Source organism: Haloferax gibbonsii ATCC 33959 (genome assembly GCF_000336775.1).
Classification (GTDB): Archaea; Halobacteriota; Halobacteria; order Halobacteriales; family Haloferacaceae; genus Haloferax; species Haloferax gibbonsii.
In genome coordinates, this window is sequence record NZ_AOLJ01000013.1 from 1 (window position 1) to 16,936 (window position 16,936).

At 66.0% G+C, this 16,936-nt stretch carries 17 protein-coding genes, 1 tRNA gene and 2 rRNA genes; 7 read left to right on the forward strand and 13 right to left on the reverse strand.

What is annotated here, in order from left to right:
• The 3 genes from C454_RS20915 to C454_RS07705 form a co-directional block, all read left to right on the forward strand.
• A 23S ribosomal RNA gene (locus C454_RS20915) occupies positions 1 to 1,851 on the forward strand; the annotation flags it as partial.
• A gap of 111 nt (positions 1,852 to 1,962) precedes the next feature.
• Positions 1,963 to 2,084: ribosomal RNA gene (gene rrf, locus C454_RS07700) — 5S ribosomal RNA — on the forward strand.
• A gap of 345 nt (positions 2,085 to 2,429) precedes the next feature.
• Positions 2,430 to 3,944 carry a hypothetical protein gene (locus C454_RS07705; RefSeq protein ID WP_049905037.1) on the forward strand — a complete coding sequence of 505 codons (1,515 nt, stop codon included), beginning with the start codon at positions 2,430 to 2,432 and terminating at the stop codon, positions 3,942 to 3,944.
• 142 nt (positions 3,945 to 4,086) lie between these two features.
• Here the strand turns inward: C454_RS07705 and C454_RS07710 are convergent, their stop codons facing one another.
• Both C454_RS07710 and C454_RS07715 read right to left on the reverse strand, forming a co-directional pair.
• The gene (locus tag C454_RS07710) at positions 4,087 to 4,497 is read right to left on the reverse strand and encodes a hypothetical protein (RefSeq protein ID WP_004974233.1); all 411 of its coding nucleotides are present in this window, start codon (positions 4,495 to 4,497) and stop codon (positions 4,087 to 4,089) included.
• 20 nt (positions 4,498 to 4,517) lie between these two features.
• A complete protein-coding gene (locus C454_RS07715) occupies positions 4,518 to 4,895 on the reverse strand; it encodes a hypothetical protein (protein WP_004974234.1) in 378 nt (125 codons plus the stop codon).
• Between the two features lie 265 nt (positions 4,896 to 5,160).
• Here C454_RS07715 and C454_RS07720 point away from each other — a divergent pair, with 265 nt between their 5' ends.
• Together C454_RS07720 and C454_RS07725 are read left to right on the forward strand one after the other, a co-directional pair.
• Positions 5,161 to 6,351 carry a redox-regulated ATPase YchF gene (locus tag C454_RS07720; protein ID WP_004974239.1) on the forward strand — a complete coding sequence of 397 codons (1,191 nt, stop codon included), beginning with the start codon at positions 5,161 to 5,163 and terminating at the stop codon, positions 6,349 to 6,351.
• Between the two features lie 54 nt (positions 6,352 to 6,405).
• Complete coding sequence (locus C454_RS07725) at positions 6,406 to 6,816, forward strand: hypothetical protein (protein WP_004974241.1); 411 nt, start codon at positions 6,406 to 6,408, stop codon at positions 6,814 to 6,816.
• A 45-nt stretch (positions 6,817 to 6,861) separates the two neighbouring features.
• On the opposite strand, the gene C454_RS07730 is transcribed toward C454_RS07725, so the two are convergent.
• Positions 6,862 to 7,476, reverse strand: a complete 615-nt coding sequence (locus tag C454_RS07730) for a GNAT family N-acetyltransferase (protein WP_004974244.1) — start codon at positions 7,474 to 7,476, stop codon at positions 6,862 to 6,864.
• Positions 7,477 to 7,560: 84 nt separating this feature from the next.
• Positions 7,561 to 8,874: a 5'-deoxyadenosine deaminase gene (locus tag C454_RS07735; protein WP_004974250.1), complete on the reverse strand. Its 1,314-nt coding sequence runs from the start codon at positions 8,872 to 8,874 to the stop codon at positions 7,561 to 7,563.
• A 301-nt stretch (positions 8,875 to 9,175) separates the two neighbouring features.
• Here C454_RS07735 and C454_RS07740 point away from each other — a divergent pair, with 301 nt between their 5' ends.
• Positions 9,176 to 9,895, forward strand: coding sequence for a helix-turn-helix domain-containing protein (locus tag C454_RS07740; RefSeq protein WP_004974252.1), 720 nt, complete (start codon positions 9,176 to 9,178; stop codon positions 9,893 to 9,895).
• A gap of 102 nt (positions 9,896 to 9,997) precedes the next feature.
• Here the strand turns inward: C454_RS07740 and C454_RS07745 are convergent.
• From C454_RS07745 to C454_RS07770, 6 genes are all read right to left on the reverse strand, one after another.
• Positions 9,998 to 10,072, reverse strand: a tRNA-Glu gene (locus C454_RS07745).
• A gap of 84 nt (positions 10,073 to 10,156) precedes the next feature.
• Positions 10,157 to 11,314 (reverse strand): metal-dependent hydrolase family protein, encoded by a 1,158-nt coding sequence (locus C454_RS07750; protein ID WP_004974254.1) that lies wholly within the window; start codon positions 11,312 to 11,314, stop codon positions 10,157 to 10,159.
• A gap of 102 nt (positions 11,315 to 11,416) precedes the next feature.
• Entirely contained in the window at positions 11,417 to 12,298 is an 882-nt protein-coding gene (locus C454_RS07755; RefSeq protein ID WP_004974256.1) for an MOSC domain-containing protein, read from the reverse strand.
• Positions 12,299 to 13,045: a proteasome subunit alpha gene (gene psmA2 / locus C454_RS07760; RefSeq protein ID WP_004974258.1), complete on the reverse strand. Its 747-nt coding sequence runs from the start codon at positions 13,043 to 13,045 to the stop codon at positions 12,299 to 12,301.
• Positions 13,046 to 13,203: 158 nt separating this feature from the next.
• The gene (locus tag C454_RS07765) at positions 13,204 to 13,386 is read right to left on the reverse strand and encodes an HVO_2922 family protein (RefSeq protein ID WP_004974266.1); all 183 of its coding nucleotides are present in this window, start codon (positions 13,384 to 13,386) and stop codon (positions 13,204 to 13,206) included.
• Positions 13,387 to 13,448: 62 nt separating this feature from the next.
• Entirely contained in the window at positions 13,449 to 14,363 is a 915-nt protein-coding gene (locus C454_RS07770) for a hypothetical protein (protein ID WP_004974268.1), read from the reverse strand.
• A 200-nt stretch (positions 14,364 to 14,563) separates the two neighbouring features.
• Between C454_RS07770 and C454_RS07775 the strand changes: the two genes are divergently transcribed.
• Complete coding sequence (locus tag C454_RS07775) at positions 14,564 to 15,049, forward strand: hypothetical protein (RefSeq protein ID WP_004974269.1); 486 nt, start codon at positions 14,564 to 14,566, stop codon at positions 15,047 to 15,049.
• Positions 15,050 to 15,079: 30 nt separating this feature from the next.
• Here the strand turns inward: C454_RS07775 and C454_RS07780 are convergent, their stop codons facing one another.
• The 3 genes from C454_RS07780 to thyA are packed head-to-tail and all read right to left on the reverse strand — an operon-like array spanning position 15,080 to position 16,882.
• A complete protein-coding gene (locus tag C454_RS07780; protein ID WP_004974272.1) occupies positions 15,080 to 15,283 on the reverse strand; it encodes a DUF4177 domain-containing protein in 204 nt (67 codons plus the stop codon).
• Positions 15,276 to 15,887, reverse strand: a complete 612-nt coding sequence (locus C454_RS07785; protein WP_004974273.1) for a dihydrofolate reductase — start codon at positions 15,885 to 15,887, stop codon at positions 15,276 to 15,278. Before C454_RS07785 ends, C454_RS07780 begins: the two co-directional genes overlap by 8 nt.
• Positions 15,884 to 16,882 (reverse strand): thymidylate synthase, encoded by a 999-nt coding sequence (gene thyA, locus C454_RS07790; protein ID WP_004974274.1) that lies wholly within the window; start codon positions 16,880 to 16,882, stop codon positions 15,884 to 15,886. The genes C454_RS07785 and thyA overlap by 4 nt, the downstream gene beginning before the upstream one ends.
• Between the last annotated feature and the right edge of the window lie 54 nt (positions 16,883 to 16,936).

Genomic DNA, 16,936 nt, shown 5'->3' on the forward strand with positions numbered 1-16,936 from the left:
CCTCCGAGACCTGGCGGCGTGTCTTATGACACGATTCCGTAGGTTGGCATACTGCATGGGTGGAAGCACGGGTGAGAACTCGTGTGGACCGTGCAGCAACGAAAATCATGGTCTCAGTAGCAGCGAGAGTCGGGTGTGAACCCCGACGGCCTTACGCGCAAGGGTTCCTCGGCACTGTCAATCAGCCGAGGGTTAGTCGATCCTAAGTCTATCCGTAATTCGAAATAGATGAAAGGGAAACTGGTTAATATTCCAGTACCTTCTTGCACCAAACGTCGACGCTTTAGGAAACACCGAGCGGGGCCTTCGCCCCGTCGAATCACCGAAATTCGTGGAAGCCGTAACGGCACGAAGCGAACGAATGGTGAGATAGGGAAACTCGGCGGTACCTAGAGCCCGTGAAAAGACAAGCAAGAAGCTCGTACCGAGATCCGACACAGGTGCGCTGGCAGAGCAAGCCAAGGCCTGTCGGGATCAACCGACGTTAGGGAATTCGGCAAGTTAGTCCCGTAAGTTCGCGATAAGGGATGCCTGCTCTTGACCGAGCAGGTCGCAGTGACTCGGACGCTCCGACTGTCTAGTAACAACATAGGTGACCGCAAATCCGCAAGGACTCGTACGGTCACTGAATCCTGCCCAGTGCGGGTATCTGAACACCCATTACAATGGGACGAAGGACCCGTCAACGGCGGGGGNCGCAAGGACTCGTACGGTCACTGAATCCTGCCCAGTGCGGGTATCTGAACACCCATTACAATGGGACGAAGGACCCGTCAACGGCGGGGGTAACTATGACCCTCTTAAGGTAGCGTAGTACCTTGCCGCTTCAGTAGCGGCTTGCATGAATGGATCAACGAGAGCGTCACTGTCCCAACGTTGGGCCCGGTGAACAGTACGTTCCAGTGCGGAGTCTGGAGACCCCCAAGGGGAAGCGAAGACCCTATAGAGCTTTACTGCAGGCTGTCGCTGAGACGTGGTCGCTAATGTGCAGCATAGGTAGGAGCCATTACACAGGTACCCGCGCCAGCGGGCCACCGAGGCAACATTGAAATACTACCCGTTAGTGACTGCGACTCTCACTCCTGGCGGAGGACACCGGTAGCCGGGCAGTTTGACTGGGGCGGTACGCGCTCGAAAAGATATCGAGCGCGCCCAAAGATTTCCTCACGCGAGTCGGGAACTCGTGGAAGAGCGCAAGAGCAAACGGAAGTCTGACAGTGACATTCCCAACGAGTGTCGCTGACGCGAAAGCGTGGTCTAGCGAACCTACGAGGTTCATTCATGGGACCCGTAGATGACAGAAAAGCTACCTTAGGGATAACAGAGTCGTCACCCGCAAGAGCACATATCGACCGGGTGGCTTGCTACCTCGATGTCGGTTCCCTCCATCCTGCCTGTGCAGAAGCAGGCAAGGGTGAGGTTGTTCGCCTATTAAAGGAGGTCGTGAGCTGGGTTTAGACCGTCGTGAGACAGGTCGGCTGCTATCTATTGGGGGGGTTAAGGAACTTGACGTGAACGTTCGTATAGTACGAGAGGAACTACGAATGGGTGCCACTGGTGTACCGGTTGTCCGAGAGGGCAGATGCCGGGCAGCTACGCACCACGGGGTAAGAGCTGAACGCATCTAAGCTCGAAACCCACACGGAAAAGAAGTTCCACTGAGGNAGGGCAGATGCCGGGCAGCTACGCACCACGGGGTAAGAGCTGAACGCATCTAAGCTCGAAACCCACACGGAAAAGAAGTTCCACTGAGGTCACTCGTAGAAGACGAGTTCGATAGACTCGGGGTGTACGCAACGAGGCAACGAGTTGTTAAGCCCGCGAGCACTAACAGACCAAGCCACATTCATACGCACTGAGACCCGAGAACGGGTCCAGGCGCAAACTGGATTGCACGAACACATTGGTGAGACGGCCCGTCCGATATTGGTATGACAACGGTTCGATTCCGTTGATCGGCATTAAGGCGGCCAGAGCGGTGAGGTTCCACCCGTACCCATCCCGAACACGGCAGTTAAGCTCACCTGCGTTCTGGTCAGTACTGGAGTGAGCGATCCTCTGGGAAATCCAGTTCGCCGCCCCCACTCATACAGAGCCCACTGGACTTCGGTCCAGTGGGCTTTTTTCATTTATGGCGAGCGGTAAACGCTCGCTCACACACTACACAGACAGCGACCGCTCTCTCGGTCGCGTCTCTCATGTCGTCTGAGAGTGGCAACGCTCTCGTCGAACGCGCCGGTTCCGCCGACACCACTCGCGTTCGACCGTGACGGTGTTTCGAGGGGACCCGGACGGCCGTTCCGCTCGAAACTCGGCGAAATCGACAGACGAAGGCCCGATTTCGAACACGTTGATTGGGGTGAAATTCAGCGAAAACCGGGGTTACGATTCTCCCCTTTTACCGTATCAGGGTTAGAAGGGAGGGTTGCATGCGCGGCAGCAAACACCTCACCGTAGTCATAGTCGTTGCGATGCTCGCCGTCGCGATGGTCCCCGGGACCGTCGGTGCAGCGAGCACCGATGCCCTCCAGGTCGGCGTCACGCAGGACGCCGACACGGGCGACGCGACAGTGACCGTGACGCGGAACGAGACGGCCGTCGAGAACGCGACGGTCGTCGTCGAATCGAGCGGTAACTACTCCGGGAACGGAACGTACGCCACGGGCGCGAACGGCACCGTCGACCTCCCCAATCCGCAGGAGCGTGTGAACGCGACGTTCACCGTCACGGAGGGGAACAACACGACCACCGCGTCGGCCGTCCTCGTCCCGCTCGACGAGTCCCTCGACATCTCCGTCGAGGCTGACGACGCCAACGACACGCTCACCGCCACCGTCACCCAGTACGGCGACGCCGTCGAAGGCGCGTCAGTCATGGTCAACGGGAGCGCGTACGACAACGGAACGTACGAGACGGACGCGAACGGCACTGTCGAGGTTGCCGAACCGACGACCGCGACGAACCTGACGTTCGTCGCGATGGACGGCGACCTCACCGCGGAGACGACGGTCGCGGTGGAGGCTGACGACCTCGACGTCTCTGTCGAGGTTGACGACGCCAACGACACGGTCGTCGCCACCGTCACGCAGGACGGAGAACCGGTCGAGAACGCGTCGGTTCAGGTCAACGGGACCGACTACGCCGACAACGGAACGTACGAGACGGACGCGAACGGCACCGTAGAGGTCGCCGAGCCGACGACCGCGACGAACCTGACGTTCGTCGCGACGGCCGACGGCCTCACCGCCGAGACGACGGTCGCGGTGGAGGCTGACGACCTCGACGTCTCCGTCTCGCAGGACGAAAACGAGTCGGTCACCATCACCGTGACCGAAGACGGCGACGCCGTCGAGAACGCCTCGGTCGCGGTCGAGGGCAACTACACGGACGCGGGCGAGTACGAGACGGACGCGAACGGTACCGTCGAACTCACCGCGCCCCTGCAGACTGTCACGGTCGACGTGACCGCCGAGTACGACGGCCTCAGCGCCGAGACGACCGCCACCCTGCAGGGTGAGGTCGCCGAGGACGACCCGTTCGGCCAGCTCGTCAGCCGGTTCGTCGAGCGGCTCAAGGACACGGGCGGTGACGGCCCCATCGGACAGGCCGTCTCCGACTTCGTGACCGAGAACAACCCGGGTAACGCGGACGACAAGCGTCCGGACCACGCGGGCCCGAAGAACAGCAGCGATGACGCTGACGGCGAGGAGGACGCACCCGGAAACTCCGACAAGGCCAAGAACGGTAACGCCGGTGGCCCGCCGGAGCACGCGAACAACGACAAGGCGAACGACGAGGACGAACAGCAGACCGCCGAGACTGAGGAGACCGACGAAGAGGAGACCGACGACGACTCCGACGACGAGTCAGAAGACGATGACGAGTCCAACGGTAACGGCAACGGCAACGGTGGTGGCCCGCCGGAGCACGCGAACAACAACTAACTAATCGAACACGGGTTCCCACGCATCAAGCGTGGGCTTGGGTTTCACCCTTCGCACGCGCCCGGGCGGGTACTGTGGACAGAGGCACCCCCAACATCTTACGCCCCCGACCGTGGTTGTCAGAGCACGACGGTCGGGCTACTCACTCGCCCGACGCGACTTTTTCTGTGGAAACGTCACCGAGCGCGCCGACGAGCGCGGGGTCGACGTCGAACCGTCGAACCGCGAGCCGTGCGCCCGCGACCACGAGGTCGTCGTCGACGCGGGCGGGCGCGCCGCTGGGATACCACGCCGAGTCGTCGGACGCGCGGACGCTCGACCGGAGCGACTCGCGGAGCCGACGGTGTGCGAACAGCGTCGAGACGAACGCGAGGGACGCCGCGAGCGTCACGCCGCCGCCGTCGAACTCCGTCTCGGTCGCTTCCGTTCTGGCCGTTTCGAGCGCGCCGGCGACGGCGAGCGACTGTCTCGCGTGGTCGCCGTCGGTGAGCGCGCGGGTGAGCGCGGCGTCCTGAATCTCTCGAATCGCGCTTGCTGTCGTCGGGTCGGTCATCGGAGGAGAGACGAGTTAGCTCACGCCCCGTCGAGCGGCGGCACGCGGAGCGTGTGGTCGACGACGGTCTCGTCCGGTCGCAGCGTCACCGTCCCGAGGAACACCGTCTCGCCCTCGGCGGCGTTGGTCGCGACGGTCTGAAGCGTCGCTCGTTGGTCGAGTTGCTCCCAGGTGACGCGTTCGACGAGGCGCTGGAACGCGTCGGGGTCGGTCCACCCCGAGTCGATATCGGACGGGACGTTGACCACGAACCGAAGTTCGGTCTCGGTGACGTGGATGCCGACGCGAAACGTGTCCGCGTCGGTCGAACCGTCCGGCGAGGGCTCGGTGGCGGCCGCGTCGGAGTCCGTGCTCGACGCGGGTGCGGTTTCGCTCGCCGTCTCGTCGGGGTCGGTCATGCCCGGCTGTCGGAGACGTGGAGACAAAGATGCACCGGACGTGAGCCGAAAGGCGAACCACGAGCGCGCGTCGTCGCCGACACCCCGGCGCGACCCGGCTACCGCGTGCCGCGAACCCGGTGACGGAGCCGCGTCTCCGGCGCTCGAACCGGGGTGTCGAGCCCGGGGAACCGTCCTCCTCGCCCCCGGTAGCGTGTGAATCTCACGCATACAGAGACGAACGTCGAACGGTTATTAGCGTTCGAGACACCAGTCCGACCAACGAATGAGTTACAAGATCGGTCTCGTCGGAAAACCGTCCGTCGGGAAGTCGAGTTTCTTCAACGCGGCGACGATGAACGACGTGCCCGAGGGCGCGTACCCGTTTACGACCATCGACCCCTCCATCGGCGAGGCGTACGTCCGCGTCGAGTGTGCGGCCCCGGAGTTCGACGAGTCGTGTACGCCCTCTGTCGGCTACTGCGACCACGGAATGCGGTACGTCCCGGTCAAACTCGTCGACGTGGCGGGTCTCATCCCCGGCGCGCACGAGGGGAAGGGCCTCGGGAACCAGTTCCTCACCGACCTCAACGAGGCGGACGTGCTCGTCCACGTCGTGGACTTCTCCGGTGAGACGGACATCGAAGGCGAGGCGACGGAGGGCCACGACCCCCGGGAGGACATCGACTTCCTCGAGAACGAACTGGACATGTGGTACCTCGGCGTCCTCGAGAAGGGCATCGACCGCTACCGCTCGGGCTACCACGGCGAGGACAAAGACATCGAAGTCGACCTCGCGGAGCAGATGTCCGCGTTCAAGACGAACAAGGACGAAATCAAGCAGATCATCCTCTCTCTCGGCCTGGAGCTCGACCCCGACGAGTGGGACGACGCGGACAAGGAGTCGCTCGCCCGCGAGATTCGAAAGCGGACGAAGCCCATCATCATCGCGGCGAACAAGATGGACAAGCCGGTCTCCCAGGAGAACTACGAGGAAATAACGGCCGACGCCGACTACGAACACCTGACGTTCGTCCCGACCTCGGCGCACGCGGAGAAGGCGCTGAAGAAGGCCGACGAGGGCGGCGTCGTCGACTATCGCCCCGGCGACGACGACTTCGACATCGTCGGCGACGTGAGCGACGAACAGGAGGCGGGCCTCGAACAGATTCGCGAGTTCGTCGCGGAGTTCGGCGGCACGGGCGTCCAGCAGTCGCTCGAAAACGCGCTGTTCGACGTGATGGGTGCCATCGCCATCTTCCCCGGGAGCGCGAACGGCAAGAGCGACTCGCAGGGCGTCTTCCGCGACTGCTTTATCCTCCCCGAGGGCTCGACGACCGAGGACTTCGCGTACCACCTGCACTCGGACATCGGCGACGGCCTCCTCCACGGCATCGACTGCCACTCGAAGCGCCAGATCGGTTCGGACCACGAACTCGCGCACCGGGACGTGGTCGAAATCGTCTCGACGAACTGACTCTCTCGGACGCCAACCGCAACACCGTTATATCCGTGGCTGTAGGACCCGGGTATGGGTGAGGCCGAAACGACGGCCGCGACACTCGACGTCGAGATTGGGGGTCTCGGCGGCGAGGTGACGCTGGCCGACTTGTTCCCGTCGTCGTGGGTCGAGTCACATTGTCAGGCGGCATCGATTAGTGAATTCCTCGAAGAGAGCGGTTTCGCGGTCGCAGACCAGGAGTCCTTCGAGTCGATACCGGCCCACGAGTTGGACCGGTACGTCGACGCGAACACCGAGTTCGACGACTGGCAGGCGATGCTCTCCGCCGGCGTCGAGCGCTACGTGCTCGAACAGGCGGGGGCAGACGGCCCGACCGCCGACGCGGCCGCCGAGGTTGACGACGTCGGCGAAGTCGAGGCGGTCGAGGGGAGCGACTCGGCGGAAACCGAGACGGAAGACTCCCTCGAAGCCGGCGTCTGAACGCGGACGCGGGCGAGGTGCCGGGAGAAGGGAAGGAATCTCGGCTCAGGTAGTGCTGTTCTGTCCGGTGTCTTCGACGAGCGCAGCGCCGCGAGCGAGCGCGTCGTCCCACCAGTCGCATTCCCGAGCGTCGGCCACGGACAGCGGTGCTTCGGGTTCTTCGGGTCGCTCGCCGAGGTCGAGGCTCCACCACTCCACGTCGTGCCACGCGTCGTGTTTGTAGCCGACGCGCTCGAAACGGCCGACGCGCTCGAAGCCGAACGACTCGTGGAAGGCGATGCTCGCGGGGTTCGGGGTCGTGACGACGGCGACGGCAGAGACGTATCCCTGCCGTTCGAGCAGGTCTAAAAGCGCCGTGTAGAGGCCGCGGGCGACGCCGCGACGCTGAAAGTCCGGGTGGACGTAAATCGAGGTCTCGACGGCCCACTGGTAGGCGACGCGCTCTCGAATCGCCCCGGCGTAGGCGTAGCCGGCCACCTCGCCGTCGAGTTCGCAGACGAGCCACGGGTAGCCGGTCTTCTTCTCCAGTTTCGCTTCGAGGTCCGCGACGCTCGGCGGGTCGTAGGCGAACGAAATCGCGGTGTCCTCGACGAACGGCGCGTAAATCTCCCGAATCGCGGGGAGGTCGGACGCCGTCGCCGTGCGGAGGCGGACAGTCATGACTCAGGAGGGGTCACGCGGAGAGAAAGATGCGACGATGGCGGCCGGTCTCGCGGGTGATTCGGCTCGAGGTCGATCCGGCGCTCAGTCGCTCGTCGGCGCCGCGTCGAGGCCGTCGGCGACCGCCTGCGCCCGCTCGCGGATGTCGTCGGCGTCCGCGCGGGCGTGTTCGCCCCCGTCGTAGAGCACGTCGCCGTCGACCATGGTGAACACCACGTCGTCGCCGTGGGCGGAGAAGACGAGGTGCGAAAGCACGTCGTGCATCGGCGTCGCGCGGGTGAGGTCGGTGTCGATGCCGACGATATCGGCTTTCCACCCCTCGCGGAGCGCGCCGACCCGGTCGAAGCCGGCGGCCTTCGCGCCGTTGCGAGTCGCCATCTCGAAGACGGTCGCGGCCGGCGTGCTCGTCGGGTCGAACGAGTCGACTTTCTGGAGGAGGCTGGCCTGCCGCATCTCGGTGAAGGGGTCGAGCGTGTTGTTGCACGGCGGGCCGTCGTTGCCGAGGGCGACGTTGATGCCGCGGTCGAGGTAGTCCGGAATCGGCGCGATGCCCGACGCGAGCTTCATGTTCGACGACGGGCAGTAGGTGACGTGCGTACCGGTCTCGGCGAGCACTTCGCGCTCGGACTCGTCGGTGTGGACGCAGTGGGCGAGCACCACGTCGTCGCCGGTGATTCCGACCTCGTCGAGCCAGTGGATGTTCCGCATGCCCGTCTCCGCCTCGACGGTGGCGATTTCGTCGCGGTTCTCGCTCGCGTGGGTGTGGATGCGGACGCCGTCGTACCGGTCTGCGAGTTCGCGGACGCCCCGCAGACACGCCTCCGAGCAGGTGACGGCGAACCGCGGCGTGACGGCGTACCGAATGCGCCCGCCGAAGCCGTCGTGGTAGCGCTCGATGAGGCGCTCGGACTCGGCGAGGCCGGCGTCGGTGTCTTCCTGTAGCCCCTCGGGCGCGTTCGTGTCCATGAGCACCTTCCCGATTCGCCCGCGGATACCCATCTCGCCCGCCGCCTCGAACGCCTCCTCGGCGTGTCGGACCGAGAGGTGGTCGACGACCGTCGTCGTCCCGGACTCGATGCATTCGAGGTAGCCGAGCTCGGCGGCGACGCGCATCCCCGCCGCGTCGAGGCCGGCTTCCATCGGAAGCACGTGGTCGAAGAGCCAGTCGAGAAGCGACGTGTCGTCGGCGATACCTCGTCCGAGCGACTGTACCGAGTGGACGTGCCCGCCGACCAGCCCCGGCGCGATGACGTCGAACTCGCGTCGCTCGTGGTCCGGATACCGCTCTGTCAGGGTAGCGCGCCCTCCGACCGCGACGATGCGGTCGTCGTCGACGACTACGGCTCCCTCTTCGATGATAGTGGACGCGTCGGCGACCACGGTTCCCGCGAGTAACATCCTCGTGCGGGTAGACGACCGGGCGTGAAATAGGTGGTGACCCGGTCGCCGTCCGAGGTTGGTTGGAGTGAGCTTGCGGTCGGTGGCGGTGTGGGTGGTCGGGACCGGTTCTCGCGAGGCGAGCGGACCCCGCGTCACTCCGACTCTTGTTCCGCCCGCAACTCCCCTCACAATTTCGCTAGTATATGCTAACCAGTTCCGACCCGAGCGGTATCGCTCCAGAAATACTCCGAGAGAACCCCGAACACGCACGGGCGTGATTAGTACATGCTAAGTCAGTTCGCGACAGAGCGGAGACCGAATGCGCGAGTTCGAATTCGTCGTTCGCTTTTCCGAGGGCACCGACGAGCTGATGGACCTGTTTTACGAGTATCCGAGTTTGCGGTCCCGTTCGTCGGTCTGTTCGTCCACCGAGGACGTGATGTGGCGGGTCGACCACGTCGTCGGCACGCCGGAGGCGCTGTCGGCGTTCGAGGGGGTGTTCCTCGACGAGACGCGGTGCAACGAGTGTCTCGACGCGCCCGACTGCCACACCCACCGCGACTACCACGTCCTCGACCGGTCGGACAACTCGATGACCGTCTACACCTACCGCGAGGAGGTGAGTAACTGCCACTCGATTCCGCGGTACGTCCTCGAACACGTCGGACCGGGCGTCATCTTCGAATCGTCCCGCCGTGCGGGCGCGTACCGCTGGCGCATCCTCTACCCCGGCGACCACCCGCTCGGCGAACTGTACGAGACCATCGAGGCGCAACTCAGGGAGGGGCTGCAGCTGGACGTCGAACACCTCACGAGCGCGGGCAACTGGGACGCTGAAGCGCGTATCGCGGCCGACCTCTCGTCGGCCCACTGGGAGGCGCTCGAAACCGCCGTCGAACACGGCTACTACGAGCGACCGCGAAAGGTGACCGTCGAGGACCTCAGCGAGGTGCTCGACGTGCCGCGCTCGACAGTTCAGTACCGTCTGCGAACCGCCGAGGACCTCGTGATGTCGAAACTCGGCGACCGGAATCGGTAAGGAGTCGACGACGCTCGGAAGCGGACGCTCGCTGCTCGAACCGTCATCGTATTTCGAACCGAACACGCTCGCTGTCGCTCGCGGTTCGAGAGTTGAGAGAAGTGCTCCGTCAGGGATTCGAACCCTGGTCATCACCGTGAGAGGGTGATATGATTGGCCGGACTACACCAACAGAGCACGTTGGTACATCCTTTCGTATTGCTCGTGATTGTAAAAGGCTGTCGCTTCAAATCGGGTATGATACCGACTGCCGTGTTGCGATTAGACGACCTGCTCGCCCTCGCGATACACCTGCTCGACCGTCCGCCACGCGCCCGCGTCCTCGCTCGGGTCGGCGTCGAGGACGACGAGGTCCGCGACGTAGCCCTCGGCGACCTTCCCCACGTCGTCCAGTCCGAGCAGGTCTGCGCCGCCGACGGTCGCGGCTTCGAGGGCCTCGGCGGGCGACAGGCCGTACTCGACGAGCAGTTCCATCTCGCGGAGCGCGTTCTGGCCGTGGTCGTTGAACGGCGTGCCCGCGTCGGTTCCCATGGCGATTTTCACGCCGGCGTCGAGCGCGTGTTCCCACGCGCCTTCGAAGCGCTCGGCGGCGTCTTCGGCCTTCGCGACCGCCTCGGGCGGGATGTCGGCCTCGACGCCCGCCTCGACGATTTCCCGAACCGCCGAGGCCGTCGGGACCCAGTACGTGCCGTGGTCGACCATGAGCGCCGCGGCCTCCTCGTCCATGAACATCCCGTGTTCGACGCTCGAAATTCCCGCGCGGACGGCGTTCTTGATACCTTCCTCGCCGTGGGCGTGGGCCGCGGTCGGGACGCCCTTCGCGCTCGCGGCGTCGACGAGGGCGCGAATCTCAGCCTCCGTGAACTCGGGCGCGCCCGTGACCGCGCCGGTGGTGAGGACGCCGCCGGTCGCCATGCACTTCACCACGTCGGCGCCGCGTTTCAGTTGTTCTCGGGCGGCCTTGCGGACCTCGTTCGGGCCGTCGGCCTCCCGGCCGAACCAGTGGCCGTGGCCGCCGGTCATGGTGATGTTCTCCCCGGCGGCGAGGACGCGCGGCCCGTCGAGTTCGCCGTCGGCGACCGCGGCCTTCGCGCTCGTCGCGAGGTCGCCGGAGCTCCCGAGGTCGCGGACGGTCGTGACGCCCGCTTCCAGCGTCTTCCGGAGGTTGGCCGCGGCTCGGTAGCAGGCGCGTTCGACCGGCTCAGACTGGTAGGCCGCCACGTCGGGGCGGCCGTCCATCATGAGGTGGACGTGGGCGTCGACGAGCCCCGGCGCGACGACCGCGCCCGGGAGGTCCCGCGTCTCGCCGTCGGTCTCGTCGCCGACGGACGCGATGCGCCCGGTCGACTCGTCTATCACCACGTTCGCCTCGCGGGCCCCGTCGGCGTCGACGACCCGCACGCCGGTCAGCGTGAACATGGGTCTCTCAACCGAGCCGGACGACGTAAATCCGCGGGTGTCGGCGAGGTGGAACCGCCCGACAGCGAGACGGTCGACCAGTACGCGAAAAAACGGACCGACTCACTCGGGAACGACGTCGCCGACAGTGACCGCGTCGCCGACGGACAGCGTCTCGCCCCACGACGACTCCGGAACGGCGGTGTTGACCATGAGCCGGAAGTCGTGGTCGAACCAGTCGCCGCCGGACCACTCGGGGAGCGTCTCGCGGCGCTTCGTCATGAACGTCGTTCGGAAGTCGGGCGTCTCTTCGCCCGTGTCGGGGTCCCGGCTCGGGACGACACAGCGCTGGCAGGGGTTGACGCCCTCGAAGGCCGCGGCACCGATAGCGAACTCGACGACCGTCCCGCGCCGGTCGAACAGGTGGTCCTCCCAGAACGGCTCGGTCGCGTCTACGACGAGGTTCGGCCGGAGGCGACGGCGCATCTCGTCGGCGTCGACGCCGTCGAACCACGAGGCGACCGCTTCGAGCGTTCCCGTCGAGATGACCGTCGGCCCGCTGGCCTCGGTGTCGTCGGGGAACCCGCCGGCCGGGTCGCGCCGGAGTTCGACCGGGTAGCCGAAGTACGCCGAGAGCCAGTCGTCGGCCTCGGCTATCGGCCCGTCGTAGTCGGCCATCTCGGGGGCCGAGAGTTCGACCGTGCCGTCGTCGAGCGAGACGGAGCTCCGGATGCGGTGGACCGCCCGCTCGCGCTTCCCGTTGACGTACTCGCCGTCCTCGTCGAAGATGGCGTACTCGCGGTCGCCGCGGAGCCCGCCGTTCTCGACGATATCGGCGGTGTCGACGAACTCGGCGTCGAGCGACTTCACGGGGTAGACCGCGATGCGGTCGAGCGTCACGGCCGCCGCTCCGGCGGTCGCGCCCGCTGCCGAATCCGTGGTCGCGTTCGCTCCCGTCTCGGCCGTCGCCGAGGTGCTATCGTCGTTCGGGCTCCCGTCCGTCATCTACTCCTCGGCTTCGTCCGCGTCGTCGTCCTCGCCTTCGGTCGCGTCGGCGAACAGCTCGGCGATGGTCTCCTCGTCGACGATTTCGTAGCCCGCCTCGGAGACGGTGACGAGATTCAGCTCGTCGCTCTCGATTTCGTCGTCGGCCGCGACGAGCGCCTGGACGGCGAGCGCGAGGCCGTCTTCGAGCGACAGGTCCTCGGCGTACCCGTCTTCGAGGGCGGCCTGCACGTCTTCGCGGTGGCCGCCGATGGCGACCGCCTTCCACTCTTGGGGCGTCCCCGACGGGTCGGTCGCAAAGAGGCGACCCGAGCCGTTCTCGACGCCGCCGATGAGGAGCGACGCGCCGTACGGGCGGGTGCCGCCGGACTGCGTGCTCTCCTGGATGTTGTCGGTGATGGTCTTCGTGAGCGTCTCGACGCCGATGGGCTCGCCGTAGCGCAGGTGCTCGCGCTGGGCGGTCGTCCGCGCGAAGTCGACGAGCTTCCGCGCGTCGGCGACGTGGCCGGCCGTGGCCGCGCCGAGCGCGTCGTCGAGCTTGTGGAGCTTCTCGATGCTTTCGGCTTCCATGAGTTCCGACGGAGTCGACCGGAGGGCCGCCAGAACGACGCCGTCGGCGGTGCGGACGCCGAGGACCGGCGCGCCGCGCTTGACGGCCTCGCGGGCGTACTCGACCTGATAGATGCGTCCGTCGGGGGAGAAAAGCGACGTACCGCGGTCGTAGGCCTGCTTGTCGTTTCGGTTCATCGTGCGACCTCCTCGCTCGCGTCGGCGACGTTCGTCATTACTCCGTGGTCAGTTCCGGAGGCGGAAAAAGCCTCCACACCCGGCATCGGTGTGGGGTTCACGTTCGAATCGCCGGGAAATCCGCGTTTTCAGACGAATCGAGGGCTGGAAGCCCCGAACTACGCTTCGACCACGTCCGCGTCGGGAGCGTTCCGCTTCACGCTCTCGATGCCCTGTTTCGCCTTCTGTTTCGACGCGTAGCCCTCGCCGGAGTCGGCGAGGATGTTCCCGTTGTCGTGGACGAGTCGCCACCGGTACTTGTCCGCCGCGTCGACGAACACCTCGAAGTGCGCTTTGCTCATACTCGGATACTGTTGTCAGCAAACAAAAGTGTACCCGCCAACGACGGGATTCGAACGCAGACCTACGCCGCCTCGGGTTCGAGCGCGTCGGCGTCGACCTCCAACAGTCGTTCCTCGCAGTCGTCACAGCGGACGACGAACACCTCCCACGAGCGGCAGCACGACTCGGCCGTCTCGGAGCCGAATCGAACGTCCCCGCCGCAGGCCGGACAGCGGTCGAGGTAGATGCGGAGCCCTCTCGCCAGCGCGCTCCGCTGTTCGCCCGTCAGGCGGTCCCAGTCGTCGAAGCGGTCGCCGAGGGCGGCGTCGGCGGCCACGTCCGCGACGAGCGCGGCGCGCGACTCCCACGTCCCGATGGTGGTGCCGTCGACGACCGCGACGAACCACCGGTTCCGAGACCGGGATTCCAGCGAGATGTCGTCGGCGTCGAGGTCGGTGAGGTCGGCGAGTCGCCGTCGAATCGTCGCGTCGTCGGTGCGCTCGATTTCGTCGTTCCACGCCGACTCGAACGCGGGGTCGAGGCGCAGTTCGTCGCCGCTTTCGTCCCAGTCGAGCGCGCCGGCCTCCAGGAGCGACGCCTCCACGTCCAACTCCTCGGCGGACTCGCCGCCCTCGTCTAACTGCCCCGCCTCGACCTGGTCGCTCGTCGATTCGGCGTCAGCGTCGTTCTCCGTCGCCGGCGCGGCCGGCGCGGACCCGACGCGGGTCGGCGTCGGTTCCTTGTCGAACCATCGGAGGACCCGGTCGGGCAAGTACGTCTTCGTGAGCGTCGGCGTGCCGGGAACCAGGTAGCCGCGGAAGTAGATGGCTCCCGCGAAGACGGCGAACGAGACGAGCGCGAGCGGCGGCCACGCGACGCCGAGCAACAGACTCAGCGCGGCGGCGATGACGACGTTCACGACGGTACACGGCGTACACCGGTTCTCGCCGGTGTACTCGGGCTGACGGAGTCGGTCTGCGAGTGTCGGTGTGGGCATAGCGAGGGGAAGCTTCGTTCCCTGTTATGAGGACTCACCCGTCAATAAACCTACCTATCATCTGTCACGAATCCCGCAGGTGAACGAACGTGACCCGCGGGGCCCACAGACGGCACGTGACGACCCGGGACGACCCGCGACGACCCTTCCGATAGCACGCGTCACGCCCCGTTTATCGCTCCGGAACGCGTTTATCGGGTATGGCCTCGTACTCCGCTGTCGCCCTTCTCGCGGTGTTCTTCGTCGGTCTCGTCGCCGGTGCCGGCGTCGTCGCCTACTCGCTTCCGACGGAGACGACGACCTCACCGACCAGTTCGATGACCACCGCGACCGGCTGTCTGCTCGCCGACGAGACCGCGCCCAGTTCGTGGGTCGGTCGGATGCCCGCCGGCGACCAGACGACCGTCGCGTTCAACCGGACCTTCACGCACGACGCGCCGAGCGTCGTCGTCCGCGGCGAACTCGACACGGCCGAAGACGGCGTCTACGTCTACCGAATCACGACCGCACCCGACGAAGACGGCGAGAAGGAGCCGTCAGACGACTGCGTGCCGCGCACGACCCTCGACGCCGTGGTCTCGGTCCCGAGCGACTACGACTCGGTCACGGTCACCTTCGACGGCGAGGAGATGGTCCGCTTCGAGGCCGGTGACTCGTCACCGCTGTTCCGGACGCTCGAAGAATGAAGAGAGTAGGTACAACGGGAACGGCGAGTCTCAGCGCTTCGGTCGCTTGAACACGAGCGCCGTCTGTCCGCTGTTCGCGCCGGCACCGCGCGAGTCGGAAATCGTGTCCACGAGCTCCCAGCCGTCGCCGCCGAGGGAGTTGAGAGCGTCTTCCATCGGGGTGGTGTCGCCGCTGAACAGGCCGCCGTCGGCCGTGCGGACGATTTTGTACTCCCACTCGCCCGAGTCAGTCATCGGATTCCTCCGCGCCGCGGTTGGCCGCGTCGGGTTCCCGGTGTTCGCGGTGTTCTCGGTGTCCCCGGCGCTCGTACGTGACGAACGAGAAGCCGTCTCGGTCGTCGCGGTCGGTCTCGACCCACCCGTCGCGGTCCCACTGGGGGAACCGCGTGTCGCCCTCGTGGGCCTCGTCGAGTTCGGTGAGGACCAGCCCCGCCGCGCGGGCGAGGAACTGCTCGTAGACGGTCGCGCCGCCGACGACGTACACGGTCTCGACGCCCATCTCGTCGGCCGCGTTCTCGGCTGCGGCGACCGCGGAGTCGACCGACTCGACCGCCTCAGCGCCCTCGGGGAGGTCGAGGTCGCGGGTCGTCAGGACGACGCTGTGGCGGTCCGGCAGCGGGCCGCCGAGCTGGCGGGCGATGCTCTCGTAGGTCTTGCGGCCCATCACGACCGGATGGCCGGTCGTCGTCCGCTTGAAGTGCTTCAGGTCTTCGGGGATGTGCCACGGCATGTCGCCGTCGCGGCCGATGACGCGGTTGTCGGCGACGGCGGCGACGAGGACGAACCGGACCGCGGCGTCGCCCTCGGTTTCGGCCCCAGCGGGCTCCTCGCCGCTCATTCAGCCACCGCGAAGCGAATCCCGTCGGCGGGGTCGTAGTCGCGGAGGACGATGTCCTCGAACGAGAGGTCTTCGAGCGGCACGTCGGCCACGTCGAGCGTGGGGCGCTCGCGGGGTTCGCGCGAGGCCTGCAGGAGCAGTCCGGGAACGTGGTCGTAGTCCTCCTCGCCCTCGGCTTCCTCGGGTGCCGCGTCGAGGAGCCACTCGCGCACGTCGAGGTACCCTTCGGGCGACTCCACGTCGGCGAGGCGGGACTGGAGTTCGTCGAGGTGGTCACCGTACCACGCGCCGCGCTCGCCGGTGCCGCAGTAGACGTGGGCGTCGACGATGGTGTGGGCGAACGACCCGAGTTCGAAGCCGGCGCGCTGGGCGACGACCTGCGCGAGGATGGCGTACGCCGCGAGGTTGAACGGGACGCCGAGCGCGATGTCGCCGGAGCGCTGGGTCAGATGGAGGTTGAGTTCGTCGCCCTGCACGTTGAAGACGAAGGTGTAGTGACACGGCGGGAGCGTCGAGACGGCCGCGTTCGCGGGGTGCCACGCGTTGATGACCAGCCGGCGGGAGTTCGGGTTCTCGTCGAGCGTGTCGAGGACGTACGCGAGCTGGTCGAACGTCCCCTCGTCGTTCATCCAGCGGTGGTCGTCTTCGGGCCACGCCTCGCCTGCAAGCCCCTCCTCGGGGACCGGATAGCGCCGCCAGAACCGGCCGTAGGCCGTGTCGAGATGGCCGTCGTCGTCGGCCCACGCGTCCCAGATGCCCGTCTCCTCGCGCAGGGTGCGGATGTGTTCCTCGCCGGAGAGGTACCAGAGGAGTTCGTGGATGAGGGAGTTCCAGCGGAAGCCCGAGAGGTCCTTCGTCGTGAGGAGCGGAAAGCCCTCCTGCAGGTCGACGGTGTAGTGCTTCGAGAAGCCCGAGATGGTGTCTACCCCGGTTCGGTTGGGTTTGTGTTGTCCGGTGCCGAGAACGTCTGTCACGAGGTCGAGATATTGGCGCATGAGAGGTGGCCTGGTTGGGTGTTGCTCTCGGTTGCGAGTTCTTTCGCTTTTCGG

Excerpts from the sequence above, each read along its gene's own strand:
- C454_RS07785 (WP_004974273.1), bottom strand. The coding sequence starts at position 15,887 with ATGAGCGGCGAGGAGCCCGCTGGGGCCGAAACCGAGGGCGACGCCGCG.
- C454_RS07715 (WP_004974234.1), bottom strand. The coding sequence starts at position 4,895 with ATGACCGACCCCGACGAGACGGCGAGCGAAACCGCACCCGCGTCGAGC.
- C454_RS07755 (WP_004974256.1), bottom strand. The coding sequence starts at position 12,298 with ATGACGGACGGGAGCCCGAACGACGATAGCACCTCGGCGACGGCCGAG.
- C454_RS07750 (WP_004974254.1), bottom strand. The coding sequence starts at position 11,314 with ATGTTCACGCTGACCGGCGTGCGGGTCGTCGACGCCGACGGGGCCCGC.
- C454_RS07775 (WP_004974269.1), top strand. The coding sequence starts at position 14,564 with ATGGCCTCGTACTCCGCTGTCGCCCTTCTCGCGGTGTTCTTCGTCGGT.
- C454_RS07770 (WP_004974268.1), bottom strand. The coding sequence starts at position 14,363 with ATGCCCACACCGACACTCGCAGACCGACTCCGTCAGCCCGAGTACACC.
- C454_RS07730 (WP_004974244.1), bottom strand. The coding sequence starts at position 7,476 with ATGACTGTCCGCCTCCGCACGGCGACGGCGTCCGACCTCCCCGCGATT.
- C454_RS07710 (WP_004974233.1), bottom strand. The coding sequence starts at position 4,497 with ATGACCGACCCGACGACAGCAAGCGCGATTCGAGAGATTCAGGACGCC.
- psmA2 (WP_004974258.1), bottom strand. The coding sequence starts at position 13,045 with ATGAACCGAAACGACAAGCAGGCCTACGACCGCGGTACGTCGCTTTTC.
- C454_RS07740 (WP_004974252.1), top strand. The coding sequence starts at position 9,176 with ATGCGCGAGTTCGAATTCGTCGTTCGCTTTTCCGAGGGCACCGACGAG.
- thyA (WP_004974274.1), bottom strand. The coding sequence starts at position 16,882 with ATGCGCCAATATCTCGACCTCGTGACAGACGTTCTCGGCACCGGACAA.
- C454_RS07725 (WP_004974241.1), top strand. The coding sequence starts at position 6,406 with ATGGGTGAGGCCGAAACGACGGCCGCGACACTCGACGTCGAGATTGGG.
- C454_RS07705 (WP_049905037.1), top strand. The coding sequence starts at position 2,430 with ATGCGCGGCAGCAAACACCTCACCGTAGTCATAGTCGTTGCGATGCTC.
- C454_RS07780 (WP_004974272.1), bottom strand. The coding sequence starts at position 15,283 with ATGACTGACTCGGGCGAGTGGGAGTACAAAATCGTCCGCACGGCCGAC.
- C454_RS07765 (WP_004974266.1), bottom strand. The coding sequence starts at position 13,386 with ATGAGCAAAGCGCACTTCGAGGTGTTCGTCGACGCGGCGGACAAGTAC.
- C454_RS07735 (WP_004974250.1), bottom strand. The coding sequence starts at position 8,874 with ATGTTACTCGCGGGAACCGTGGTCGCCGACGCGTCCACTATCATCGAA.
- C454_RS07720 (WP_004974239.1), top strand. The coding sequence starts at position 5,161 with ATGAGTTACAAGATCGGTCTCGTCGGAAAACCGTCCGTCGGGAAGTCG.